This is a genomic window from Streptomyces crystallinus (genome assembly GCF_039521265.1).
Taxonomy (GTDB): domain Bacteria; phylum Actinomycetota; class Actinomycetes; order Streptomycetales; family Streptomycetaceae; genus Streptomyces; species Streptomyces crystallinus.
This window is the reverse complement of record NZ_BAAACA010000014.1, coordinates 736,479-760,933: the sequence shown is the minus strand read 5'-3', so window position 1 is coordinate 760,933 and position 24,455 is coordinate 736,479. Positions and strand designations below refer to the sequence as shown.

Below are 24,455 nucleotides of genomic sequence, written 5' to 3'. Positions count from 1 at the left end.
TCCTGTCACGGCCGTTGCGCCGGCCGGGAGGTGTTCCGGCCGCCCTCGCGGCCCGAGCGGACAACTGCGAGCTGGTCGCCTTCGCCTCGCGCTCCCAGGGCCCCGCGACGGCCCGTACGCCGATCGGCTTCGCCGCCGTACCCGCCGCGAGCTGGGCCGGATCCGGGCGACGGCCCGCCGAAGTGGTCCCACCCGGATGGCCACTCCCGGCCGTGTCGTACGGCCGGGGCGGGCCCTCTCCCGTCGATGATGCGCAAATGCGCAGGTTCAATGCCAAACAGGTACTGGTCGGGCGTCCGCTGGACAGCTCACGGCTCGGCGAGACGCTGTTGCCCAAACGGCTGGCCCTGCCCATCTTCTGCAGCGACCCGCTCTCCTCGGTGGCGTACGCGACCGAGGAGATCCTGCTCGTCCTGGCGCTCGGCGGCGTCACCCTGCTGCATCTGGCCTGGTACGCGGCGGCCGCGATCGTCTTCCTGCTGGTCGTGGTGGTCGCCTCCTACCGGCAGACCTGCTACGCCTATCCCGGCGGGGGCGGTGCCTATGTGGTGAGCGCCGAGAACCTGGGCGCCACGGCGGCGTTGACCGCGGCGAGCGCCCTGCTCGTCGACTATGTGCTCACCGTCGCCGTGTCCGTGGTCTCGGGTGTCGCGGCCATCACCTCCGCCGTGCCGGCGCTCGACGACCACCAAGTGGCGCTGTCCGTGGGCTTCGTCACCGTGCTGACGCTGCTGAACCTGCGCGGGGTGCGCGAGTCCGGCCGTATCTTCGCGATTCCCACCTACGGCTTCGTCGCGATCATCTACGTGATGTTCCTGGTGGCCGGCGTCCGGCTGGCCACCGGCAGCACCATCCGGGCCGAGTCGGCGGACCTGCCGATCCACCAGGCGGGCACCTACACGGGCATCGCCCTGGTGCTGCTGGCGATGCGGGCGTTCGCGTCCGGCTGTACGGCGCTCACCGGAGTCGAGGCGATCAGCAACGGGGTGCCCGCGTTCCGCAAGCCCAAGAGCCACAACGCGGCGGCGACCCTGGCCGCGATGGGGTTCCTGTCGGTGACCATGTTCGTGGGCATCACGGCGCTGGCCCTGGTCTACAAGGTGCATGTGACAGCCGACCCCACCGAGCTGGGGCTGCCGCCCGGGACCGCCACCTCCACCGCGCTCGCGCAGATCGCCCGGGCCAGCTTCGGCGATGTCGACATCCTCTTCTACCTGGTGCAGGCGTTCACCGCGGGCGTCCTGGTCCTCGCCGCCAACACCGCCTTCAACGGGTTCCCGATGCTCGCCTCGATCCTGGCCCGGGACCGCTACGCGCCGCGCCAGCTCTACAACCGGGGCGACCGGCTCGTCTACTCCAACGGCGTCGTGCTGCTGGCGCTCGCCGCCATCGCGCTGATCATCGCCTTCGACGCCGAGCTCACCCGGCTGATCCAGCTCTACATCATCGGCGTCTTCGTCTCCTTCACGCTCTCCCAGGCGGGTATGGTCCGGCACTGGCGCAAGGAGCTGGCGACCGGCCCGGACGCCGCGCGGCGGCGCGGGATCCACCGCTCCCGAGCCATCAACGCGATCGGCGCGGCCCTGACCGGTCTCGTCCTCGATATCGTGCTCATCACCAAGTTCACCCATGGCGCCTGGCTGGTGATCATCGCGATGCCCGTGCTGTTCCTCGGGATGAAGGGGGTGCGGCGGCACTACGAGCGGGTGGCCCAGCAGGTCGCCGTCTCGCCCCGGGACCGGCCGCGCAAGCCCGCCCGTCACCATGTGCTCGTCCTGGTCGCCTCGGTGCACGCCCCGACCCTGAAGGCGATCGGCTTCGCGCAGGCCCTGCGGCCCAGCACGCTCACCGCCCTGACCGTCGCGGCCGACGAGGAGGCGGAGCGGCTGCGGCGGCAGTGGAGCGAGCACGACCTGGACGTACCGCTGAAGATCCTGCACTCGCCCTACCGCGAGGTGGTCGCCCTTTTGATCGCGTACGTCGAGGAGCGGGCGGCGGCCGATCCGGACGCGATGGTCTCGGTGGTGATCCCCGAGTACATCGTGGGCCACTGGTGGGAGCAGCCGCTGCACAACCAGAACGCGCTGCGGCTCAAGGCCAGGCTGCTGTTCACGCCGGGCGTCGCCGTCATCGACGTACCGTATCTGCTGCACTCGGCCCGTCCGAAGGAGGAGACGGCGCTCCCCGGGCCGGGCGGCGGCTGAGCCACCGCGCGGGCCGGACGCGGCACGGACAGGACGCGGGACGGGCCGGACGCGGGGTGCGTCCGGCCCGTCGTGGCGCGGAGGGTGTCAGCCCGTGATCGAGAAGACGACCCGTATGCCGGTGGTGGAGTTGATGCGCTCGTTGATGCCCCAGATCCGTCCGGTGTCGGGCGAGTAGCCCAGGTTCTGGGTCAGGACCGGGGAGGTGGTGTACACGTGCGGGGCGTCATCGGGCAGGGCCCGGTGGATGCACGAGTAGTCGATGGCGTCCCCCGAGCCGCCGCCGGTGCCGGTGGGGCAGGTGCCGCTCATGTACCAGTACTGGCCGTTGGTGGTGGCGCCCTGCATCGCCCAGACCGGGGAGGAGTAGCCCACGGTGGCGTGGCTGACGCCGTGGCCGGAGGGGTCGGTGGTGCTGGGGAGCGCGGTGAGGTAGTTCAGCGGCCAGCGCACGACGCGGCCGCCGGCCCCGCCGGACTTGTACTCGGCGGAGACCAGGCCGTCCTGGCCGGTGCGGTCCAGGCTCAGCGAGTTCAGACAGGGGCTGGTGCCGGTGACGACGGCACACGGGGTGTTGTCGTCGGCGGTGGTGCGGTAGCGGCCGATCATCGGCAGGGCGTAGCTGCTCCAGCGCGCCGAGGACGTGGTGCCGTTGATACCGACCGACTCCGTGCTGGAGTTGACCTTCCAGATGTGCTGGAGGTCGTACACCTGGAGCCAGCGGCCGTTGGCGACGAAGAGCTTGTTGCCGTACCAGACCACACCGTCGGCGTGGGTGCCCTGGACGGCCCGGAAGTTGCCGTCGCCGGCCGCCCGGGTGCCGGTCGGCTCGACGAGCAGCAGATGATTGTACGTGATCTTGTTGTTGTCCGCGTTGACCAGGCTGACGCGGGCGAACTCGTTGGGTACCGGGTTCGCCCCGCCGAGGCCCCGGCTGAAGTGCCAGGAGGCCAGGAACGCCTTGTGGCCGTCGACCAGACCGCCGGGCTGGGCGTCGTAGGAGCCGGTCAGGCCCTGGGGCGTCCAGCCGCCCGCGTCGGTGTACGAGTTGGACGTGTCGTCCGCCTTGTCCCAGCAGAAGCCCGTGGGGCTCAGGCCCGCCGCCAGGCCCGTGCTGTGGCACAGGCCGTTGATGCCGGTGCGGCCGCCCGACGTGAGCACGCTCGTGGCGTTCGTCCGGGCGACCGCGCCCTTGGCCTCCACCGCCTTGACCGCCTCGTCGTAGACGTCGAAGGTGTTCTGGCGCTGTCCGCCGAAGTCCGCCACCGGGTCGAGGGTGAACTGGCTGACGACGGCGCTGTCGAGCGAGCCGAACGGGGTGGCCGCCTGGGCGGGACCGGCCGTCGCCAGGGATCCGGCGACGGCGGCGAACCCGGCGGCCAGGGCGGTGAGCCCGGTCTTCCATGATCTGGTCATGGGGAGGAAGGGTATGCGTCAGAGCGGCGGGCGCACATCCCGGGCCGGGGACGTGAAGTGATATATCGGACCTTGCTCCGCGTGCGGGAAGGTCAGCAGGGTGATCTCCACCGTGCGGTGGTGCTGGTCGCGCACCTCGCGGTGGATCTCCAGCTGCGGGACTCCGTCGGAGCGTGCGTCGCCGGGGGCCATGGTGAGCTGTTCGTTGTGCTCCAGGCTGAGCCCCGCGTCCGCCGCCCAGGCGTAGAGGCGGCGCAGATCGCTGTGGGTGTGGTGGGACAGCGTCCGCTCGTAGCGGGCCAGCAGCGGGATCTGGGCGATCAGGCTGGGGGAGAGGTAGCTGACCGCGTGCTGGATCACCCGGTCGCCGGCCGAGGCCGTGTAGTAGTGGACCAGGGTGCGCACGCCGGGCCGCAGGCCCAGCCTCGTCGCGTACGGGGCGGGCGGGGCCTCCCAGACCAGCCGGGTTGCGGCTGCGATGCCCGCCCGGGGGCTGAGCGCGCCCAGTGGGAACTGCGCCTCGGGGGGCGCTTGGAGCAGCCGTGCGTGCGCCTCGCCGGGGCGGTCGCCCCGGACGAAGGAGCCGCGCTTCTCGGTGCTGATGAGCCCCTCCTGTCGCAGCACGTCCAGGGCCTGACGGATCGTCTGGCGGTTGCTGCCGTAGTGCTCGGCGAGGATGCGCTCGGCGGGCAGCCGGTGGCCGGGGGCCGAAGTGCCGGACTCGATGGTGGACTTGAGGTCGTGGGCGATCTCCAGGTAACGGGGGACGGGGGGCAGGGAATGACCATGTGTGCCGGGCATGTGTCTCCCTAGATCGATCACTGCGGGTGTCTGAGTGGTTCTGTGGAGCGACTGCCTTTGTATCATTGGTCTAGACCGCCGAGGCGATCCGGGGCCGTTCATTGGCGAGATTGCAACACGTCGGCAAGGCGGCGCGCGGGTCACGCGGCGAGGAATGGCCGGAGCGCGTCGTTCGCGTCCGGAAATCCGCACAGGTCCGCCTCCGTCGCGAATTCGTGGTCCGCGTAGTCGAAGCCTGGGGTGACCACTTCGGCGACCAGGCCGTGGCCGGCGCCGTCGACCAGCTGGGACGCCTTCCAGTGGCCGCCCGGGACGAGCAGGAACCGCTCGTCGTCCGGGCCGAGCCGGACGCGCCCCAGGGTGCCGTCCGGTGCGAGCGTCACGTATTCGAGCGGTCCGCCGTCGATGAGGAAGTGCAGGATGTCGCTGCGGTTGCGGTGCAGTCGGCCGCGCGGTTCGTCCGTGGTGAGCAGGTAGTGGATCGATGTGGCGGCCGGTCTGGGGCCCCGGGGCAGCGACAGGGTGTGTGCGCTTGTGTAGGTCCGGCGGAAGTATCCGCCCTCCGCGTGGGGTTCGAGTCCGAGCTCGGCAACCCAGTCCCGCATGACGCGCACCCTTTCCTCTCGCCGTGGCCCCCGGAGCCCCCATACTGGCAGGCTCGCCCGGGGGTCAGGGACCCGAGGCGCACGTATCGGTCTGTAGGTCGTCCACCAGGGCGAACAGTCTTGCCTCGTTGCCCGCCAGCCCCGCCGCCCGCAGGGACTCCTCGGCCTCGGCCATCGGCCCGGCGAGCAGCGCCAGGGCGCGCGGGGCCGTCGCCGGGTCGGCGAGCACGGCCTGCGCGGTCCGCAGCAGCCGGACGTACGCCTTGGCGGCCGTGCGCTCCGGTTCGGTCATCTCGGATTCTCCCTCGTGTCCGAAAAAGGTGTCGGACCGTCAAGCATCTCTCGCCCCACTGACAATGAGGGCCGAGCGGCACGCGGGCGGGTCGAGCGGCCGGGGAGTGGGCGTGCGGCAGGGCGAGGGGGCGTGGGGGGTCGCCCAGGCGCGTCCGAGTGTCCGGCGCGCCCCCTTGACGGGGGGTGCGCTTACACGTTTTCGACGGTGGCCGGGGGCAGTTGAGTCGGTTCTGGCGCGCGGGGCGTATGTGAGGTGGTGGAATCCGTCACTAACACCACTGTCCATTTCGTCATAGAGGACATAGAGACGACGCTGGTGCCCGTCCCGAGGGGGGAGACATGGAAGAGATCTGCGTACCGCTGTATGTGGAGCTGTTGCACGAGGGGGGTGATGCCATGACGCCGGTGGAAGCCGTGATGACGTACGACTCCGACGATCCGCTCGCGGTGTCCGTGGACTTCGTGTGCGGCAACGGCACCCACACCACCTGGACGATGGGCCGTGACCTGGTGGCCGAGGGGCTGACCTCCCGCCGCCCGGTCGGCATGGGCGACGTCCGGGTGTGGTACTGCGGCGCGGGAGGGTTACGGATCAGGCTGGATTCGGACGAAGGCAGCGCGGACCTGCTCGCCGGTGTGGAGGACGTCGCGGAGTTCCTTTCCCGTACGTACCAGCTCGTTCCGGAAGGAAGCGAGTTGGACGGCTACGACGTGGACGCGGTCCTGGACCTGCTGTTCGCGCCGACCCCCTCACCGGCCCCGGCCTGCCGTTGGTGCGGGCGGGAGTGTCCCTGTCTGGACCACGGCACCCAGTAGACCCGAGGGGGGGAACGGATTCCTGAGTCCGCCGCCCGCCCCGGCCCTCCGGAGCGGGCGCGGCTCGAAAGCGCCAGCCGTGAACGTGTGTGGCTCCTGCGGCTATTGACAGTTCTGTCAATGACATGAACATTACTAGTCGCTCATCCGGTTCCGCCGCGGCGCACCATCCCGCGCCGCCGCCGGACCGTGCTCCCACCCCCACCGTCGTACCCCATGACGTCCGGACCCCGGTCCGGTCTGGAGGAGCCACGTGAACAGACGCACGCCCACCCCAGCGAGGTCTGCCAGATCCGCGAGAACCGCCCTCGCCACCGCCCTGCTCGTCGCCGCCGCGGCCCTGGGCACCGCGCAGAGCGCCGGGAGCGCCGCCGCCCGGCCCGCCCAGCGCCCCGTCGCCGCCGCCGCTGCGCCCGACGCCCCGCACCACGGCACCGTCGCCTCGGCCCGCACCCCCGGCCATGACGCGGGCCGCGACCGCGCGGTCGCCGCGCTGAAGGACGGCCGCGGCGCCCGCACGGCCGCCCTCACCCACAACTGGTGGGGGATCTTCCCGCAGCCCGGCACCCACGACGGCATCACCGCCACCCACAGCCTCGATCCCGCCTACCACGTCAGCAACGCCGACAACTTCACCTACGCGCCCACCACCAAGGCGCAGAACTCCTGCATCGAGGTGGTCACCGCCTACTGGAACAGCGGCAACGAGCTGTGGGCCTGGGACTGGTGCTCGCGGGACGGCGGCCCCGCCAAGATCCTGCCCCTGGACGCCGACTTCCGCGCCAAGTACACGACGTCCGTCGACGGCCGCCCCGCCTTCAGCATCCAGCTCGTCAAGGACAGCGGATCCGGCAACCGCTGGTCCTCGTACCTGTACAACCACCGCACCGCGCAGTGGGAGCTGCTCTACCGCCAGTCCGGAACCGACCAGAGCGACCTGGACTACGGCTGGGACATCTTCGAGATCTACGCGAGCGTCAACCCGGCCACCGGCGTGGGCTACTACTGCACCGAGGCCAGGAGCACCGTCTTCGACAGCAGCGCGATCCAGCTGCGCAAGAACGGCGTGTGGAAGCCCGCACGGCCCGCCGACTCCCCGTGGACCGAGGCGAACCCGTCCGGGCGCGACTTCCTGTGCCCGCCCCTGAAGTTCCTCCAGGCGGGCGCCAACGACCACTGGACCGTGCGGCAGTGAACGCGCCCTGACCGCCGCACGGGCGTCCGGCCGCTTTCCCCCGGCGGCCGGACGTCACGGCGCGTCGGCCGTCCACCAGCGCGCCTTGTACAGGCTCGACCCCTTCAGCTCCTCCTCGCCGCCCGGGCCGTGGAAGCTGATGCGCGAGGTGCACCAGGGGCAGGGGGAGCCCGGCTCGGGGCTCACCGTCAGCAGCTGCCCGGTCACGGGGTTCTGGCTGACGCTCTTGACCGAGGCCCGGTCGACAGCGGCCTGGTCCGGGTACGGGACGAACGCGCCGGTGCCGACGGCGTACCGGCGCACATGGACGCTCGTCGACAGCCACAGCTGGGATTCCGCGCCGAGCGCCCGCGCCAGGTCGTGGCCGCCGGGCTCGGGCAGCGTGACCGTGCGGGCCGCCGTCAGCCGGGGGCTCGCGGCGCCGCCCTCCACCGCCAGGCCCACCAGCAGCCGCTCGCCCAGCGCCCACAGCAGCCCGCTGCCCTTGTCCCACAGCAGCCCGTGCGCGCCGGGCAGCGTGAACGAGGCGTGCACGCCGGAGCGCACGCCCTGCGAGGCGGTGTAGACGCGGACGAAACCGCCGGTGCTCGCCGCCACCGCGATATTGCCGTCCGGCAGCAGCTCCACGGTGTGCGGGTTGGTCCAGGCGGGCAGCGCCGTCGCCCAGTACACCGCCCCGTCCTCGCGCCGCACCGCCGCCACGAACCCGCCGGAGGCGCAGGTCAGCAGGAGCGTGCCGGAAGCGGTGGACCGGGCCTTGGCCTCGCTGACGTTCAGCCAGGCGCTCCTCGGATCCAGGTCCGCGAGCCCGGGGTCGTTCACGGGTGTCCAGGACCAGAGCGGCAGCAGGTCGGCGGCCCGCGCCGTCCGGTCGCTCTGCCCGGCCCGCCAGTAAGCGCTGGTCGCGTCGAGCAGGAGCACCGACTGGGACGCCTGGTCACAGGCGAGGATCTGGGTCCCCGGCACCCCGGAGGGCCGGGGCGCGGAAGCGGCCGCGTGGGCCTTCGGCGCCGTGAGCGCGGTGAGCCCGCCGGCCACGGCGGCGCGCAGCAGGGTGCGGCGGACAGGGTGCGAAGGGGGCGCGGGACGCGGCGTGGACACGCGGCCCTACGTTGACAGGCGCTGTCATCCGCCACGGTGAGGGGGCGCCGAGTCCCCGCGTACTCCACCCGGACGGGCCAGCGGGCACAGGTCGTGCGCACGGCCGACCATGGAGCGGTGAACACCACGTCGCACCTCGCCCCCGGGGGGTTCCTGACGCGGCCGATGGGCAAGGCCGACGTGCCCGCCTGGCTGGACCTGCGCGCGGACGCCGAGCGGGCCGACCGGACCGGCCACCACGTCGACGCGGACGACCTCGCCGAGGAGCTGGAGAACCCCAAGCTGGACCTCGGGCGGGACACGCTGACGCTGTGGGACGGTGCGCGGATGGTCGCGTACGCCGTGGTGCACACCCCGGACGGCGCCGTGGACGCGGCCCGCTTCCGGAGCGACGCGGCGGTCCGCCCCGAGTGGCGGCGCCAGGGGCTCGGCCGCCATCTGGTCTCCTGGATGGACGCGCGGGCCCGCGCGCTGCACGCGGAGGGCTTCGCGCGGCTGCCGGGCGAGCTGTTGATCAACGGCAAGTCCCGCGACGCGAACCTGGAGGCGCTGGCGTCGAGCGGCGGGTTCACCGCCTGCCGGTGGTGGTTCGAGATGACCCATCCGCTCACCACGGGCCGCCCGGTGACCGGGGGCGTGCCGCAGGGGCTGCGGCTGGTGCCGTTCGAGAGCGCCTACGAGGAGGCCACCCGGCTGGCCCACAACGACGCCTTCCGGGACCACTGGGACTTCACCGCGATGGACGCGACGGACTGGCGGACCTGGGTGGTGGGCGCCCGCTCGTTCCGCCCGGCCCTGTCGCGGCTGCTCCTGGACGGCGACGAGGTGGTGGCGTACCTCATCGCCGAGGAGTACGACGCGGACACCGCGGCCGAGGGGTCCCGCGACTGCCACATCGGCTATCTCGCCACCCGCCGCTCGCACCGGGGCCTCGGCGCGGCCCCCGCCCTGATGGCCGCCACCCTCGACGCGGCCCTCACCCACGGCTACGACACCGCCTCGCTGACCGTCGACACCGCCAACCCGTCCGGCGCGCTGGGCCTGTACGAACGGCTGGGCTTCGCGGCCCACCGCGAGTACGTCACGTACGCCCGGCCGCTGCGCGGCTGAGCGGCGCGCGGACGGGCCGACGCACACCGCCGGACGGCCGCGCGAAGTGCTCCACACGAACGGGTACGGGCGGCGCGAGCGCGGTTAGTCGCGATGATCTTCGGGTACCCGTGGCGGACACGTCCGGTATCCCGGGCGCTCAGCGGCCCGTGGCAGTCAGGAGGCACGGATGGACGGTGCGACGACCGACAGCGCGGCGCGAGGCCGGACCATCACCACCGAGGTGCCCGCGCGGCTGGACCGGCTGCCGTGGTCGCGCTGGCACTGGATGATCGTCATCGGGCTCGGCACCGTCTGGATCCTCGACGGCCTCGAAGTCACCGTCGTCGGCAACATCGCCAGCCGCCTCTCCGAGGACGGCAGCGGGCTGGCCATCACCGACGCCCAGGTCACCGGAGTGGGCGCCGCGCTGTATGTGGCCGGGGCCTGCTCCGGCGCGCTGTTCTTCGGCTGGCTCACCGACCGCTACGGCCGCAAGAAGCTCTTCCTGATCACCCTCGCCGTCTATCTGGCGGCCACCGCCATGACCGCGCTGTCCTTCTCCGCCTGGTGGTTCTTCCTCTTCCGCTTCCTGACGGGCTTCGGCATCGGCGGCGAGTACGCGGCCATCAACTCCGCCATCGACGAGCTCATCCCCAGCAAGTACCGCGGCCGGGTGGACCTGATCATCAACGGCAGCTACTGGCTCGGCGCGATGGGCGGCGCGCTGCTGTCCGTACTCGCCCTGAACACCGCCATCTTCCCCAAGGACCTCGGCTGGCGGCTCACCTTCGCCCTCGGTGTGGTGCTCGGGCTCGTCATCCTGGTGGTGCGGCGCCATGTGCCGGAGAGCCCGCGCTGGATGTTCATCCACGGTCACGAGGAGGGCGCGGAGGGGCTCGTCGACGACGTGGAGCGGCAGGTCGAGGAGGAGAAGGGCGAACCGCTGCCCGCGCCGGGCCGCCCCATCACCATCGAGCAGCGCGAGAGCGTCGGGTTCGTCGAGATCGCCAGGACCCTCTTCCGCTCCTACCCCAAGCGCGCCGTGCTGGGTTTCGCCCTCTTCATCGGACAGGCCTTCCTCTACAACGCCATCACCTTCGGTTTCAGCTCGATCCTGGTGAAGTTCTTCGATGTCTCCAGCGGGGCGACGGGCTACTTCTTCGCCGTCGTGGCCTTCGGGAACTTCCTCGGGCCGCTGCTGCTCGGCCGGTTCTTCGACACCGTCGGACGCAAGGTGATGATCGCCGGGACGTATCTGCTCTCCGGCTCGCTGCTCTTCGTCACCGCCTGGTTCTTCAGCCAGGGGTGGCTGACCGCGACCACCATGACCGCGTGCTGGTGCGTGGTGCTGTTCTTCGCATCGGCGGGAGCCAGTTCGGCGTATCTGACGGTGAGTGAGATCTTCCCGATGGAGACGCGCGCGATGGCGATCGCGTTCTTCTACGCCATCGGTACGGCGGCGGGCGGTATCTCCGGGCCGCTGGTCTTCTCCGGTCTGACCTCCAGCGGCGTGGTCGCCGACGCGGTCGTGGCGTTCTGCGTGGGCGCCGCGCTGATGACGGTGGCCGGCCTGGTGGCGGCGTTCTTCGCGGTCGACGCCGAGGGCAAGGCACTGGAGGACATCGCCACCCCTCTGTCGGTGCGCGAGGCGACCGCCGGCGGGTGAAGGGGCCGGGTCGGCGCCCTCACCCGTTGACGCACCCGCACGTGTCGCTCAAGATCTGCTCGACCGACGCCGAAGGCGCCGCCGCGGATCCCGCGGGGGCGCCTCCTGGAAACCGCGCCGGGTGTCAGCGCTTCGGCGTGTTCGCCACGGTGACGTTGACCGCGGCCCAGGCCTTGTCGACCGTCTTGTACTCGGCGCTGTTCGCGCCGTACAGGTCGCTCGCCGCCTTCAGCGTCGCCGTACGGGCGCCGTGGAAGTCGGTGCTGGAGACCATGTAGCGGGTCAGGGCGCGGTAGAAGATCTGCGTCGCCTTGTCCCGGCCGATGCCGGTCACGGTCGAGCCGTCGTACGTCGGCGAGTCGTAGTCGACCTTGCCGATGGTCTTCTTGCCGCTGCCCTCGGCGAGCAGGTAGTAAGCGTGCGAGGAGACACCGGAACCGCCGTGCACCTCGGCGTCGTACGAGGCCGGCGACCAGTAGTCGACCGTGCGCTCGAGCTTGTCGAGCGAGGGCCTGTCCAGGCGGCGCAGGAACTGCTGCGCCAGGCCCAGCTTCTCGCCGATCAGGTAGTTCGGCGGGTTGGCGGGGTTGTTGGTCTGGAACTCGACGTTGCTGCCGAAGATGTCCGCCAGCGACTCGTTGAGCGAGCCCGGCTCGCCGAACTGGTTGCCCTGCTCGTCCACCCGGGTGGGCTGGAGGTTGGCCGTGGCGTCGACGACGCCGTGGGTGAGCTCGTGGCCCGTGACGTCGAGCACGACCAGCGGCTGGGTGAAGTCCTGGCCGTCACCGTCGCCGTAGAGCATGCAGCCGCACTCGGAGTACCAGAAGGCGTTGCCCACGTTACTGCCGAAGTGCACCATCGCGTGGGCGCCGGCGCCGTCGTTCTTGACGCCGTTGCGGTTCAGCACCTTCTTGTAGAAGTCGAGGGTGCTGACGATGCCGTACTGGGCGTCCACCGCGGCCGACTGGCGGTTGCTCACAGCGCCGTTGCCCCAGTTGTTGCTGGTGCTGGTGAACGCCTTGCCCAGGGAGAACTTCTCCAGCTCACGGCCGCCCGCGTCACGGGTCTCCGTGTTGCCGCGGGTGGCGTCCTTGAGCAGGTACGAGCTGGTGCCGGTCTTCAGGGTGTTCAGCGGCACCTGGCCGACGAAGATCGACGCGCCGGAGCCGACCGAGGGGATGCCCGCGGCCCTCGGCGGGTTGAACGGCCGGGCCCCGGACGCCGCGGCGGCGGCGCCGGAGGCGGTGGCGCCCGTGCGCGGAGTGGCCTTCTGGCCGCTCTGGCGCAGCTTGGCCCTGAGGCTCGGCGAGATGAAGGTGTCCGCCGCCGGAATGTCGGTGAGCACGGCGCCCGTGGTGGCGTCGATGACGACCGTACGGACGCCGCCCGCCTCGGTGGTCCTGCTGTTGCTCACCTTGATCTGGTAGGCGAGCGTGGTGCGCCCGGCGCGCGCGTCGACGACGAGCTCGGCGGCGCCGGCGTCGCCCTTGGCCCGCGAGGCGGCCTTCGCCTTGGCCTGCTCGGCCGTCAGCTTCGGCGCCTTGGCGGCGACGGTGACCTCGTGGCGGGACGCGCGGGTCACGTCGAGGTACGTCGACTTGGCGTCGAGGTGCACGACCAGGTCGCCGCCGAGGACCGGCAGGCCCTTGTGGGCGCGGACGAACCGGACGTGCTGCTTGCCGTCCGGGTCGATCAGGGTGTCGGTGGCCGTCAGGGTGTCGTCCTTGGAGACACCCGTGGCGGAGGCGTGCGCGAAGGCGGCGGCGCGCGCCGCGTCCACGACCGACTTGGCGGCCTTGACAGAGGCGACCGAGGCGGTTCCGGTCGAGGCGGAGGTCGCGAAGGCGGTGCCCACGCCCCCTGCCGTGATGGTCGCGGCCGTGGTGACGGCCAGCGCGATCGCCAGTCTGCGTATGTGGGGTGTACGCACTATGGAGGGTCCTTATGTGGTGCGGGGGCGGCCGGCTACAACCGCCCGTACGCACGGTGCGCTCCGGCACCGCGGGGACCGTGTGGTCCCGACCGAACACTGCTATGCCTGACATGCGCATGTAAAGACGTTTGTTCGGCTTGCGTACATTCGGAACTCAGATTTAACAATCGTTCCGAGGCAGGAGAACGCGGGGTGACCAGGCCGGGTGTCCGTCGCGTTCCCCTGATCGTGCCACTGGTCCAGATGTGCGGACGGCCAACATGGTTGCGCCGTCCGTACGGTGTGCTGGTGATCACACGGTACGGACGGCGGTTCCTGCGGATATGGCGGTAAACGCCCGGATCGGCCCGTCTAGTTGTGCGCCGCCGGGCCGGTCCAGTCGGCGGCGACATGGCCGAGGCGCACCCGCTGCGGATGGTCGCCGACCGCGACGGACACCGTCTTGCGCCCGGTCGCGAAGTCGATCGCGGTGATCCGGTCCGCCCCGCTCTCGGAGATGACACAGGACGTGCCGTCACCGCTGACGGTCGCCCAGTACGGCTTGGAGGCGGGAACCAGCGGCCCTTCCCGCAAGGTGGCGCGGTCCACGACCGTGGCGTAGTCGTCCATGGTCCCGGCGACGCAGAGCTTGCCGCCGTCGGGGCTGATCGACAGGCCGTGGTGGCGCGAGTCGTTGACCCAGGTGGTGCGGTCCTCGCTAGTCGCGGGGTTCTTGGGGAGGGTCTTGGCGCGGGTGATCCGGTCGGCGGCGATGTCGTACTCGAGGAAGCCGTTGAAGAACGACACCTGGAAGTACAGCTTCGACTCGTCGGGGGTGAAGACCACGGGCCGGACGGCGTCGGAGAGGTCCTTTCGGCCGAACGCGTCGAGTCGGTCGCGCATGTCGATGACCTTGACGGGCTTGAAGGTGTGCGCGTCCACGACCGTGATGTGCCGGTCGCCCTTCGTCCAGTCCCACGCCGGGTCGTCGAGGGCCGTGTGCACCTCGCCGATCGCCATGTTCCACAGGTACTCGCCGCCGTCGGTGAAGACGTTCTCATGGGGTTTGTCGCCGGTCGCGAACGAGCCGAGCTGGCGCCCGGTCGCGATGTCCAGGACGTGCACGGTGTTCGAGGTGGAGGCGGAGACGGCGACCCGGGTGCCGTCCGGGGAGACCGCCATGTGGTCCGAGCGGTAACCCGACACCGGGAAGCGCCAGTTGACACGTCCGGTGGCCAGGTCGATGGACACCACGTCGGCGAAGCTGGGCCGGGAGACCACCACGGAGGAGCCGTCGGGGGTGGAGTACATGTCGTCGACGAACTGGTCGTGGCCCTCGCCGGGGCCCTGTCTGATGCCGAGGAAATAGGCCAGTTTGATCGGGTTGAGATAGATCTCGGTGAGGCGCTGGTCCTTGTCCGGGATGACGTTGACCCGGCCGATGCGGGCCAGGTCGCCGCTGGACTTCACGACGTCGGCGGTGCCGTCCCAGTTGTTGCCCACGAACATCACCTCCCGCAGCGGCGCGGCGCCGGAGCCCGGCGACGGCAGGGAGGCGGTCGCGGTCGTGGTGGACCCGGCGACGGCCAGGGTCACCACGGCCGCCAGGGAGCCGAGGGTGCGGTACACGGACATCGTCACTCCGGATGATCTTGTGGGGGAGGCCTGACAATCACGGTGCGATGTGGCTACCGGAAGGTAGTGAGCGGCGCCCCACAAGACAAGAGCCATGACGACGGCCGTCCCCGGGCACGCCGACTGCCGCCCACCCGGCGGCGGGTGGGCGGCAGTCGGCGTGCCTCGTCGGCCTGAGCCTGTTTCCGGGTCGGTCCCTCAGCTCACGTCGAGCGCCGTGTCGTCGATGACGAACGACGTCTGAAGCTGGGAGCCCTCGGTGCCGGTGAACCTCACCGTGACCGTCTGCCCGGCGTATCCGCCGAGGTCGAGGGTCCGCTGGGTGTAGCCGCCGGCCGCGTCGAGGTTGGAGTACGTGGCGAGGGTGGACAGCACCGCTCCGCTGCCGTCGAGCACCTGCGCCTTGAGGGTGTCGTACGCCGTCGTGGTGGTCGTCTCGGCGGTGTCGACGTGCAGGTAGAAGCTGAGCTTGGCGCTGGTGCAGCCCGCCGGGACCGTCACCGTCTGGGAGAGCGTGTCGGTGTGCGCGGAGCCGTAGCCGCTCAGCCACGCCTTGTACGAGCCGGTGCGCGCGGGCTCGCCGGAGTCGGTGGTGATGACACCGCTGGTGCCCGACCACGCCGTGGCGCCGGACTCGAAGCCGGGGTTGGCGAGCAGCTGGGCCGCGGTGCAGGTGCCGCCGCCCCCGCCGCCTCCGCCACCGGTCGACCCCGTGGCGCCGGAGAGCCACTGGGTGCCGTTGAGGGCGAGGGCCGCGTCCGTGCCGGCCGGGTCGTCCCACCCGTCGAAGAGGTTGTTGCCCGACTGGCCGGTGCCGTCGTCGATGGGCGAGCTGTCGCCCCAGAACGCCACCCGGCCGCTGCCGAAGGTGCTGGTCGCGAAGAACGCGCCGGTGTTGCCGGACGAGCCCGTGCGGTACACCAGGCCCTTGACGGCCGGGTTGTCCGCGGGCTTGAGCGTGGCGGTCGTGCCGTTGCGGATGATGCTGCCGGTGACCTTGCCGAAGGGGCCGTTGAGCACCGGGTCCGTGGTGTTCGCGACGGCCTTCGGGTTGTCGGTGGCGATGTTCAGCGAGTCGATGGAGAAACCGAACGGGTCGGTGCTGTCCACGCTGTTGTCGGTCATCAGGTCGTTGAGGACCTTCACCGCGTCCGCGCCGTCGTTGTTGCGGTCCGAGCCGGTGTGGTCGGAGATCATGAACAGACCTCCGCCGTTCTGGACGAACTTCATCACGGCGGTCTTCTCGGACGCGGAGAGCAGTACGTTCGGCTCGGGCAGCACGAACGTGTCGAAGTTCTGGAGGTCCAGCGCCGAGGAGGTGCCGTAGGTGATCGTGTTGCCGGACGGCAGCGTCTTGAGCGAGTAGTCGCCGGTCTTCTGGAGGGCGACGCCCCAGGCCGACAGGGCCCCGGTCCAGTCCTTCTCCGCCGTGGGAGCGGCCTTCTGGCCCAGCGGGTCCGGCTGGCTGGTTCCGATGATCCAGTCGGCGTTGCCCGCGGTCTCGGCCTTCGAGTTGTCGAAGAGCACGCGGTGCGGGGTGGTGGCCGCGGCGGCCGGGGGAGCGGTGACGGCCAGTGCGGCGGTGCCGCCGCCGAGTATGCCGAACACGGCGAGTGCGGTCGTGAGTCTCTGCCGTGACCTTGCGGAACTCCGGGTTCGGAGCATCCTGCTACCTCCATGAGGGGTGGGGGAGAGGCGGTGCGGGCGCCCAGTCTGCGCGCGTAGAACGGCAGTTGGGAGGCTGCCGGCCGACGCGCATTTGAACGGTACATGGCGAGATCGAATCGGTGCAGTGGCCAAATGGGACCGATGTGAACCGGCCGCCCCGGGCCGCGCCGCGCGCGGGCGTGCACGGGCCCTCGCCGACGGGGGCGGCCACGGCCTGATGGGCCGTCAAATCTATTGACCAGTAGGGAGGCTGGGGGAGCTGCGCCCGAAGGCGGCTGCCGCCAGTCACGGGTGGGCGCGGTCGTATGTGATGTCCGACACCGGTGCCGGCGGAAGCCCGCCGCCGAGCCGCCGCCGGCCGTCCGCCGTGCCGTTCGTCCGGGTCGGCGTTCATCACGATCGGATCTCGGAGCGGAGGCGGGGGCTTGCCCAGGGGCCTGTAATCGATTCCAATCCTCCGTGTAATCGATTCCACGGGCTCAGGAGCAGCACGGGCTCGCAAGGAGGTGGTCCGGCGCATGGCCAGCATCAAGGACGTGGCGGCCCGCGCGGGCGTGTCCGTCGCCACGGTCTCCCGCGTCCTCAACAGCCACCCGTCCGTCAGCCCCGAGGCGCGCGCCCGCGTCCTCGCCGCCGTCGACGGGCTCGGCTACCGGCCCAACGCCGTGGCCAGGTCGCTGCGCACCGACCAGACCCGCACCCTGGGCCTGGTCATCAGCGACGTGCTCAACCCGTACTTCACCGAACTCGCCCGCTCCGTCGAGGAGGAGGCCCGCGCGCTCGGCTACAGCGTCATCATCGGCAACGCCGACGAACAACCCGACCTCCAGGACCACCACGTCCGCACGCTCCTCGACCGCAGGATCGACGGCCTGCTCGTCTCGCCCACCGACGGCGGCTCCCCGCTGATGCTGGACGCGGCCCGCGCCGGCACCCCCATGGTCTTCGTCGACCGCTGGATCCCCGGCGTGGACGTCCCCGTCGTCCGGGCCGACGGCCGCGCCGCCGTCCGCGACCTCGTCGCGCATCTGCACGCCCTGGGCCACCGCAGGCTCGCGATCATCGCGGGCCCGGCCGCCACCACCACCGGCAGCGAGCGCGTCGAGGCCTTCCGCGAGGCCCTGCGCGAGCACCGGCTCGCGCTGCCCGAGGCCTACATCGGCCACGGCGACTTCCAGGCCGACAGCGGCCGCCGCAGCACCGAGCGCTTCCTGGCGCTCCCCGAGCCGCCCGAGGTCGTCTTCGCCGCGGACAACCTGATGGCGCTCGGCGCGCTCGACGCGATCCGCGCGCACGGTCTGCGGGTGCCGCACGACATCGGGCTCGCCGCCTTCGACGACATCCCGTGGTTCGTCCACACCGACCCGCCGATCACCGCGATCGCCCAGCCCACCGGCGAACTGGGCCGGGCCGCCGTGCGCGCCCTCGTCGACCGGATCGAGGGACGGCCCCCGCAGTCCGTCACCCTGCCCGCGCGCCTGGTCGTCCGCAGCTCCTGCGGCGAGGCCGCCCCGACCCCCGGGAGCACCCCGTGAGCGCCACCGACGACCTGCTGCGCGTCGAAGGCATACGCAAGGCCTTCCCCGGTGTGCTCGCCCTCGACGGCGTCGACCTCACCCTGCGCCGGGGCGAGGTGCACGTCCTGCTCGGTGAGAACGGGGCGGGCAAGAGCACCCTCATCAAGGTGCTCTCCGGCGTCCACCGCCCCGACGCGGGCCGCGTCCTGGTCGACGGGCGCGAGGTGCGCGTCCACGGCGCCCAGGACGCCGAACGGCTCGGCATCGCCACCATCCACCAGGAGTTCACCCTCGTCCCCGACCTCTCGGTCGCGGAGAACATCTTCCTGGGCCGCCAGCCGCGCCGCTTCGGGATGATCGACCGCAAGAAGATGGAGGCGGACGCCGCCGTGCTCCTGGAGCGGGTCGGCGTCGACGTGCCGCCCCACGCGCGCGTACGCGAACTGGGCATCGCCCGGCTCCAGATGGTGGAGATCGCCAAGGCGCTCAGCCTCGACGCCCGCGTCCTCATCATGGACGAGCCCACCGCCGTCCTCACCTCCGAGGAGGTCGACAAGCTCTTCACGATCGTGTGCTCGCTGCGGGCCGAGGGCGTGGGGATCGTCTTCATCACCCACCACCTCGAGGAGATCGCGGCCCTCGGCGACCGCGTCACCGTACTGCGCGACGGCCGCAGCGTCGGCCAGGTGCCCGCCACCACCCCCGAGGACGAACTCGTGCGGCTGATGGTGGGGCGCGACATCGACCAGCAGTACCCGCGCGAACGCCCGGACATCGGACCCCCGTTGCTCTCGGTGCGCGGGCTCACCCGCGACGGCGTCTTCCGCGACGTGGGCTTCGAGGTCCGCGCCGGTGAGGTCGTCGGCCTGGCGGGGCTGGTCGGCGCGGGCCGCACCGAGGTCGCCCGGGCCGTGTTCGGCGCCGACCGCTACGACAGCGGAACCGTGGAGGTGCTGGGCGCACGGTTGCCCCGGCACGACGTGAACGCCGCCATGGGCGCCGGGATCGGCCTCGTCCCCGAGGACCGCAAGGGCCAGGGGCTCGTCCTGGACGCCTCCGTACAGGAGAACCTCGGCCTGGTCACCCTGCGCTCGGCCACCCGCGCCGGGCTCGTGGACCGCAGGGGCCAACGCGCCGCCGCCGCGCGGATCGCCGGCGAGCTGGGCGTACGGATGGCCGGGCTCGGCCAGCAGGTGCGCACCCTCTCCGGCGGCAACCAGCAGAAGGTCGTCATCGGCAAGTGGCTGCTGGCCGAGACGAAGGTGCTCATCCTCGACGAGCCGACCCGGGGCATCGACGTCGGCGCCAAGGTCGAGATCTACCGCCTCATCAACGAACTGACCGCCTCCGGCCACGCCGTCCTCATGATCTCCAGCGATCTGCCCGAGGTCCTCGGCATGAGCGACCGGGTGCTCGTCATGGCCCAGGGCCGGATCGCCGGTGAACTCCCGGCCGAGAGCGCCACCCAGGAGGCCGTCATGGAACTCGCCGTCGGCACGGCCCCCGCCGCCCCGGCACCGCACCAGGAGGAGGGCTCCCGTGGCCACTGACACGCTCCAGAGCACCACGGGCGCGAGCGGCGCCCGGGCCGTGCGCCGACTGCTGCTCGACAACGGCGCCCTGACCGCCCTGGTGGTCCTGGCGGTGGCGATGTCGCTGCTCTCCGGTGACTTCCTGACCACGCAGAACCTGCTCAACGTCGGCGTCCAGGCCGCCGTCACCGCGATCCTGGCCTTCGGCGTCACCTTCGTCATCGTCTCGGCCGGCATCGACCTGTCCGTCGGTTCCGTGGCGGCCCTGAGCGCGACCGTGCTCGCCTGGTCCGCGACAAAGCAGGGCCTGCCGGTCTGGCTCGCGGTCGTCCTCGCCATCGGCACGGGCCTGGCCTGCGGCGTCGTCAACGGCGCCCTCGTCTCGTACGGCAGGCTCCCCCCGTTCATCGCCACCCTGGCCATGCTGTCGGTCGGCCGGGGCCTGTCGCTGGTCATCTCGCAGGGCAGCCCGATCGCCTTCCCCGAGTCCGTCTCCCGGGTGGGCGACACCCTCGGCGGGCACCTGCCGGTCCCGGTGCTCGTGATGGTGGCGATGGGGCTGCTCACGGCCCTGATCCTGTCCCGTACGTACATCGGACGCGCGATGTACGCGATCGGCGGCAACGAGGAGGCGGCCCGGCTCTCCGGGCTGCGGGTCAAGCAGCAGAAGATCGCGATCTACGCGCTCTCCGGCCTCTTCGCCGCCGTCGCGGGCATCGTGCTCGCCTCCCGGCTGGTCTCCGCGCAGCCGCAGGCCGCCCAGGGGTACGAGCTCGACGCGATCGCGGCCGTCGTCATCGGCGGCGCCAGCCTGTCCGGCGGCGTCGGCAAGGCGTCCGGCACCCTCATCGGGGCGCTGATCCTCGCGGTGCTGCGCAACGGCCTCAACCTGCTGTCGGTGTCGGCGTTCTGGCAGCAGGTCGTCATCGGCGCCGTCATCGCGCTCGCGGTGCTGCTCGACACGGCACGGCGCCGCGCCGGGACGGCGGCGCCCGGCGCCGGGAGCGCGCCCGGGTCCGGCGGCAAGCGGAGCGCGGCCGGACTCGCGCTCGCCGCCGTCGCCCTGGCGGCGGTCCTGGGAGCCCTCTCGTTCGTGAACACCGGCTCGTCCGGCTCGTCCACCAAGGTGGGCATGTCGCTCTCCACCCTCAACAACCCGTTCTTCGTGCAGATGGCGGCCGGGGCCAAGGCCGAGGCGAAGGCGGCGGGCATCGACCTGACCGTCACCGACGCCCAGAACGACGCCTCCCAACAGGCCAACCAGATCCAGAACTTCACCGGGTCCGGAGTGAAGGCGATCATCGTCAACCCCGTCGACTCGGACGCCGTGGGGCCGTCGGTGCGCGGCGCCGGCAAGGCGGACATCCCGGTGGTCGCCGCCGACCGGGGCGTCAACAAGGCCGAGACCGCCACCCTCGTCGCCTCCGACAACGTGGCGGGCGGCCGCCTCGCCGCGAAGACCCTCGCGGACAAGCTCGGCGGCAAGGGCAGGATCGTCGTCCTCCAGGGCACCGCGGGCACCTCCGCCAGCCGCGAGCGCGGCCAGGGCTTCGCCGAGGGCATCAAGGCCTACCCCGGCATCACCGTGGTCGCCCGTCAGCCCGCCGACTTCGACCGCACCAAGGGCCTCGACGTCATGACCAACCTGCTCCAGTCCCACCCCGAGGTGACCGGCGTCTTCGCCGAGAACGACGAGATGGCGCTCGGCGCGGCCAAGGCGCTGGGGCAGAAGGCGGGCACCTCGGTCGCCGTGGTCGGCTTCGACGGCACACCCGATGGCCTGAAGGCGGTCGCGGCGGGCACGCTGTACGCGTCGGTCGCGCAGCAGCCCGCCGAACTCGGCCGTATCGCGGTGCGCAACGCGGTGCGGGCGGCGGGCGGCGACACGGTCGACAACATGGTGAAGGTCCCGGTCAAGGTCGTCACCCGGCAGAACGCCGCCGACTTCTCATGACGGACGCCCACCCGCCACTCAGCGAAAGCAGGACAGGGATGTACGACTACGACCTCCTGGTCGTCGGGTCCGCCAACGCCGACCTCGTCATCGGCGTCGAGCGGCGCCCCGGTCCCGGCGAGACGGTCCTCGGCTCGGACCTGGCGGTCCACCCGGGCGGCAAGGGCGCCAACCAGGCCGTGGCAGCCGCCCGGCTCGGGGCGCGCGCCGCGCTGCTTGCCCGTGTCGGCGACGACGGTTACGGGCGGCTGCTGCTCGACTCCCAGCGGGCGGCCGGTGTCGACACCGTCGGCATGCTCGTCGGCGGGGCGCCCACCGGGGTCGCACTGATCACGGTGGACCCGTCCGGGGACAACAGCATCGTGGTCTCGCCGGGCGCCAACGCCCGCCTCACCCCGCAGGACGTACGCGCCGCTGCCAGCCTCTTCCAGGCCTCGCGGGTGGTCTCCGCGCAGCTGGAGATCCCGCTGGAGACGGTGGTCGAGACCGTCCGCAGCCTCGCGTTCGACAGCCGGTTCGTCCTCAACCCCTCGCCCGCCGGCCCGCTGCCCGCCGAGGTGCTCGCGGCCTGCGACCCGCTGATCGTCAACGAGCACGAGGCCCGCTTCCTGCTGGGCGACTCGGCGGGCCCGGCCCCCGAGGACTGGGCGCGGGCGCTGCTGCTGCGCGGCCCGCGCTCGGTGGTGATCACGCTGGGCGCGGCGGGCGCCCTGGTCGCGGAGGGCAGCACGACCTCGTCCGTACGGGTGGAGAGCCCGCGGGTCGACGCGGTGGACACGACCGGCGCGGGCGACGCCTTCACCGCCGCGCTCGCCTGGCGCCTCAGCCTGCGCGAGAGCCTGGCGCAAGCCGCCGCCTTCGCCGCCCGGGTCGGCGCGGCCGCCGTCACCCGGCAGGGCGCGCAGGACTCCTTCCCCACCGCCGACGAGGTCTTCGCCCGGTGAAGAAGAACGGCATCCTCAACCGCCATCTGTCGGGTGCGCTGGCCGAGTTGGGTCACGGCGACGGGGTCCTCGTGTGCGACGCGGGCATGCCCATCCCGCCCGGCCCTCGCGTGGTCGACCTGGCTTTCCGGGCCGGGGTGCCCTCGTTCGCGGAGGTGCTCGACGGGCTCCTCGCCGAGCTGGTGGTGGAGGCCGCGACGGCCGCGCGAGAGGTGCGCGAGGCGAACCCGTCGGCCGCACGGCTGCTGGCCGCGCACTTCCCAGGGCTCGAACTGGTCGCGCACGACGAGCTGAAGACCCTGTCGGCGGGGGCGCGGCTGGTCGTACGGACGGGAGAGGCACGGCCGTACGCGAACGTGCTGCTGAGGTGCGGGGTGTTCTTCTAGGGGGGCGCAGGGGGCGGGTGGGTCGACGACATCGGTTATCGGCCATACGCGTACATATCCCGGAGTGCGCCCCCGCACGCCCCTTACCGTGATCTCCGATGCGTCGGCCGACGCATCATCACACGGCCCACGGGGGCCTCGGGCCAGGGAGTTGCGGGAATGAATCGACGGTTGGGCACCCTCGCGGCGGTCGGCGCGCTGACGCTGGGCGTGACGGGCGCGGGCACGGCGGCGGCCTCGGCGCCGTCCCCGGCTGGGGCGGGCCACACGGCGACGGCCGAGATCTTCGCCACCGACAACACGGCCACCATCACCGACCCCGCCGACCCGCGGCTCAAGACGCGGCTGGTCCGCTTCGACCGCGAGGTGCGGAACATCATCCGCACCCACGGCGCCAAGCCCGGCCGCTCGACGCTGCTCGACGGCGTCTTCTGGTCGTCGGACCTCAAGCAGGCGACGTACGAGCGCTCGCGCGAGTTCGACGTCAACCGCGTCAGCAAGAACGGGCTGCACCACCTCGCGGACGTCATTCGCAAGCAGTACAAGCAGGAGTCCGTGCTGACGTTCCGCCACCTTCCGCGTACCTCGCCCGAGACCAACGCGGTCGACATCGAGGCGACCGGGGTGACCTCGCGCAAGCTGCACGACGCGCTGCTCGCCGACCCCGAGGCCCGCGACGAGCTCGGCGGCGGCTCGGTCACCGCCCAGGACGGCCGCCTCATCCTGATCGCCCCGCTCGCCGACCTCCCCCTCGCCAAGAAGTTCGTGGCCGAGCTGGGCGTGGACTGGAACAAGGCGACGGTGCGGTACGGGGCCGAGGAGTTCGTGGGCGACCAGGACACGGCCGGGCCCCCGCCGGCGCAGGTCGACGGGGGCCCGGAACGGTGCACAGGTCAGGACACGTACAGCTTGCCGGGGTGCGGGTAGTTCGACCGGAAGCCGGCCAGGTCCCGGGCGTCGGACGGCTTGAGCTTTATGCAGCCGTTCGACTTGTAGTCGCTGTTGCCGTCCCAGCGGTAGGGCTCGGTGGAGCCCTGCTTGCCGTTGGGCAGCATCTCGCTGTGGACGAACAGCGCGTCCCGCTTCACACCGCCCGGCTTGCAGCGGTGCTCGCCGATGTACCAGGCGAGACCATGGATGCCGCCCCGCCCGCCGTCCTTGTGGGCCTCGAACTGCTGGATCTTGTACTCACCGCTGGGCAGCACACCGCGGTTCTTCAGGCACGAGTTGGTGCTGCCCGTCCCCGACCCGGCGCGCCAGGTCTTCACGGTGTACGTGCGGACCTTGTCCGGGTTGACGACCTGGACGTACACCAGGCTCAGCCGCGAGTTGGAGGTGTCCTTGCGGTTGATCTTGAAGGAGAGGTACGTGTAGCTGCGGGACGCGGCGGCCTTGCCGGTGGAGCCGGTGGCCGACACCGCCGACTGCTGCTGTGCGGCCTTGGCGTGGGCCGGCGCGGCGTGCGCCGGCAGGACGCCGATCCCGGTGACGGCCATCGCGACGACGGCGCCGTACGCGAACTTCGCCTTCCCCCGTACCGTGCTCATGGGCTCGTTCCCTTCCTGAGGGTCCCCCGAGGACTCATGTCCTCGGTGTGCGGAACACCCTAGGAATCCGGGCCACCGCCCCGCATTCACCGTGGGATTGAACCCGTATGAACTTCGGGGGTAGCCGTGGAGGGCGGCTCATACCCGGGCGGTAGGCCGCTCGCGGTAGC

At 71.6% G+C, this 24,455-nt stretch carries 20 protein-coding genes; 11 read left to right on the top strand and 9 right to left on the bottom strand.

Going from position 1 to position 24,455, the window contains the following annotated elements; genetic code table 11:
* The first annotated feature begins 257 nt into the window (after positions 1-257).
* Complete coding sequence (locus ABD236_RS13990; protein ID WP_344073926.1) at positions 258-2,204, top strand: APC family permease; 1,947 nt, start codon at positions 258-260, stop codon at positions 2,202-2,204.
* 87 nt (positions 2,205-2,291) lie between these two features.
* Here ABD236_RS13990 and ABD236_RS13985 read toward each other — a convergent pair whose 3' ends face one another.
* The 4 genes from ABD236_RS13985 to ABD236_RS13970 form a co-directional block, all read right to left on the bottom strand.
* Positions 2,292-3,620, bottom strand: a complete 1,329-nt coding sequence (locus ABD236_RS13985) for a hypothetical protein (RefSeq protein WP_344073925.1) — start codon at positions 3,618-3,620, stop codon at positions 2,292-2,294.
* Positions 3,621-3,638: 18 nt separating this feature from the next.
* Complete coding sequence (locus ABD236_RS13980) at positions 3,639-4,421, bottom strand: GntR family transcriptional regulator (RefSeq protein WP_344073923.1); 783 nt, start codon at positions 4,419-4,421, stop codon at positions 3,639-3,641.
* Positions 4,422-4,561: 140 nt separating this feature from the next.
* Positions 4,562-5,026: a cupin domain-containing protein gene (locus ABD236_RS13975; RefSeq protein WP_344073921.1), complete on the bottom strand. Its 465-nt coding sequence runs from the start codon at positions 5,024-5,026 to the stop codon at positions 4,562-4,564.
* 64 nt (positions 5,027-5,090) lie between these two features.
* The gene (locus ABD236_RS13970; protein ID WP_344073920.1) at positions 5,091-5,318 is read right to left on the bottom strand and encodes a hypothetical protein; all 228 of its coding nucleotides are present in this window, start codon (positions 5,316-5,318) and stop codon (positions 5,091-5,093) included.
* Positions 5,319-5,659: 341 nt separating this feature from the next.
* Here ABD236_RS13970 and ABD236_RS13965 point away from each other — a divergent pair, with 341 nt between their 5' ends.
* A complete protein-coding gene (locus ABD236_RS13965; RefSeq protein ID WP_344073919.1) occupies positions 5,660-6,136 on the top strand; it encodes an SsgA family sporulation/cell division regulator in 477 nt (158 codons plus the stop codon).
* 253 nt (positions 6,137-6,389) lie between these two features.
* A complete protein-coding gene (locus ABD236_RS13960; protein ID WP_344073918.1) occupies positions 6,390-7,331 on the top strand; it encodes a carbohydrate-binding protein in 942 nt (313 codons plus the stop codon).
* Positions 7,332-7,385: 54 nt separating this feature from the next.
* Here ABD236_RS13960 and ABD236_RS13955 read toward each other — a convergent pair whose 3' ends face one another.
* Positions 7,386-8,432, bottom strand: a complete 1,047-nt coding sequence (locus ABD236_RS13955) for a DUF6528 family protein (protein WP_344073917.1) — start codon at positions 8,430-8,432, stop codon at positions 7,386-7,388.
* Between the two features lie 117 nt (positions 8,433-8,549).
* On the opposite strand from ABD236_RS13955, the gene ABD236_RS13950 reads away from it, so the two are divergent.
* Positions 8,550-9,542: a GNAT family N-acetyltransferase gene (locus ABD236_RS13950; RefSeq protein WP_344073915.1), complete on the top strand. Its 993-nt coding sequence runs from the start codon at positions 8,550-8,552 to the stop codon at positions 9,540-9,542.
* Positions 9,543-9,711: 169 nt separating this feature from the next.
* Positions 9,712-11,190 (top strand): MFS transporter, encoded by a 1,479-nt coding sequence (locus tag ABD236_RS13945; RefSeq protein ID WP_344073914.1) that lies wholly within the window; start codon positions 9,712-9,714, stop codon positions 11,188-11,190.
* Positions 11,191-11,314: 124 nt separating this feature from the next.
* On the opposite strand, the gene ABD236_RS13940 is transcribed toward ABD236_RS13945, so the two are convergent.
* From ABD236_RS13940 to ABD236_RS13930, 3 genes are all read right to left on the bottom strand, one after another.
* Positions 11,315-13,120 (bottom strand): M4 family metallopeptidase, encoded by a 1,806-nt coding sequence (locus ABD236_RS13940; RefSeq protein WP_344073913.1) that lies wholly within the window; start codon positions 13,118-13,120, stop codon positions 11,315-11,317.
* Positions 13,121-13,474: 354 nt separating this feature from the next.
* Entirely contained in the window at positions 13,475-14,737 is a 1,263-nt protein-coding gene (locus ABD236_RS13935; protein ID WP_344074234.1) for a YncE family protein, read from the bottom strand.
* Positions 14,738-14,935: 198 nt separating this feature from the next.
* Positions 14,936-16,402: a hydrolase gene (locus tag ABD236_RS13930; RefSeq protein WP_344073911.1), complete on the bottom strand. Its 1,467-nt coding sequence runs from the start codon at positions 16,400-16,402 to the stop codon at positions 14,936-14,938.
* Positions 16,403-16,923: 521 nt separating this feature from the next.
* On the opposite strand from ABD236_RS13930, the gene ABD236_RS13925 reads away from it, so the two are divergent.
* The 6 genes from ABD236_RS13925 to ABD236_RS13900 all read left to right on the top strand — a co-directional run bounded on the left by ABD236_RS13925 (position 16,924) and on the right by ABD236_RS13900 (position 23,665).
* Entirely contained in the window at positions 16,924-17,940 is a 1,017-nt protein-coding gene (locus tag ABD236_RS13925) for a LacI family DNA-binding transcriptional regulator (protein WP_344073909.1), read from the top strand.
* Positions 17,937-19,472 (top strand): sugar ABC transporter ATP-binding protein, encoded by a 1,536-nt coding sequence (locus tag ABD236_RS13920; protein ID WP_344073908.1) that lies wholly within the window; start codon positions 17,937-17,939, stop codon positions 19,470-19,472. The genes ABD236_RS13925 and ABD236_RS13920 overlap by 4 nt, the downstream gene beginning before the upstream one ends.
* Positions 19,462-21,408 (top strand): ABC transporter permease/substrate-binding protein, encoded by a 1,947-nt coding sequence (locus tag ABD236_RS13915; RefSeq protein WP_344073906.1) that lies wholly within the window; start codon positions 19,462-19,464, stop codon positions 21,406-21,408. Before ABD236_RS13920 ends, ABD236_RS13915 begins: the two co-directional genes overlap by 11 nt.
* A 38-nt stretch (positions 21,409-21,446) precedes the next feature.
* Complete coding sequence (locus ABD236_RS13910) at positions 21,447-22,352, top strand: ribokinase (protein ID WP_344073905.1); 906 nt, start codon at positions 21,447-21,449, stop codon at positions 22,350-22,352.
* Positions 22,349-22,738, top strand: coding sequence for a D-ribose pyranase (rbsD, locus tag ABD236_RS13905; protein ID WP_344073904.1), 390 nt, complete (start codon positions 22,349-22,351; stop codon positions 22,736-22,738). Before ABD236_RS13910 ends, rbsD begins: the two co-directional genes overlap by 4 nt.
* Before the next feature lie 159 nt (positions 22,739-22,897).
* Positions 22,898-23,665: a hypothetical protein gene (locus ABD236_RS13900; protein ID WP_344073903.1), complete on the top strand. Its 768-nt coding sequence runs from the start codon at positions 22,898-22,900 to the stop codon at positions 23,663-23,665.
* Here ABD236_RS13900 and ABD236_RS13895 read toward each other — a convergent pair.
* The gene (locus ABD236_RS13895; RefSeq protein ID WP_344073902.1) at positions 23,632-24,285 is read right to left on the bottom strand and encodes a L,D-transpeptidase family protein; all 654 of its coding nucleotides are present in this window, start codon (positions 24,283-24,285) and stop codon (positions 23,632-23,634) included. The two genes, ABD236_RS13900 and ABD236_RS13895, sit on opposite strands and share 34 nt — an antisense overlap.
* Positions 24,286-24,455 lie beyond the last annotated feature (170 nt).

Coding starts and splice junctions, on each gene's coding strand:
- ABD236_RS13980 (WP_344073923.1), bottom strand. CDS start 4,421: ATGCCCGGCACACATGGTCATTCCCTGCCCCCCGTCCCCCGTTACCTG.
- ABD236_RS13990 (WP_344073926.1), top strand. CDS start 258: ATGCGCAGGTTCAATGCCAAACAGGTACTGGTCGGGCGTCCGCTGGAC.
- ABD236_RS13895 (WP_344073902.1), bottom strand. CDS start 24,285: ATGAGCACGGTACGGGGGAAGGCGAAGTTCGCGTACGGCGCCGTCGTC.
- ABD236_RS13970 (WP_344073920.1), bottom strand. CDS start 5,318: ATGACCGAACCGGAGCGCACGGCCGCCAAGGCGTACGTCCGGCTGCTG.
- ABD236_RS13910 (WP_344073905.1), top strand. CDS start 21,447: ATGTACGACTACGACCTCCTGGTCGTCGGGTCCGCCAACGCCGACCTC.
- ABD236_RS13945 (WP_344073914.1), top strand. CDS start 9,712: ATGGACGGTGCGACGACCGACAGCGCGGCGCGAGGCCGGACCATCACC.
- ABD236_RS13965 (WP_344073919.1), top strand. CDS start 5,660: ATGGAAGAGATCTGCGTACCGCTGTATGTGGAGCTGTTGCACGAGGGG.
- ABD236_RS13975 (WP_344073921.1), bottom strand. CDS start 5,026: ATGCGGGACTGGGTTGCCGAGCTCGGACTCGAACCCCACGCGGAGGGC.
- ABD236_RS13985 (WP_344073925.1), bottom strand. CDS start 3,620: ATGACCAGATCATGGAAGACCGGGCTCACCGCCCTGGCCGCCGGGTTC.
- ABD236_RS13930 (WP_344073911.1), bottom strand. CDS start 16,402: ATGCTCCGAACCCGGAGTTCCGCAAGGTCACGGCAGAGACTCACGACC.
- ABD236_RS13900 (WP_344073903.1), top strand. CDS start 22,898: ATGAATCGACGGTTGGGCACCCTCGCGGCGGTCGGCGCGCTGACGCTG.
- ABD236_RS13935 (WP_344074234.1), bottom strand. CDS start 14,737: ATGTCCGTGTACCGCACCCTCGGCTCCCTGGCGGCCGTGGTGACCCTG.
- ABD236_RS13925 (WP_344073909.1), top strand. CDS start 16,924: ATGGCCAGCATCAAGGACGTGGCGGCCCGCGCGGGCGTGTCCGTCGCC.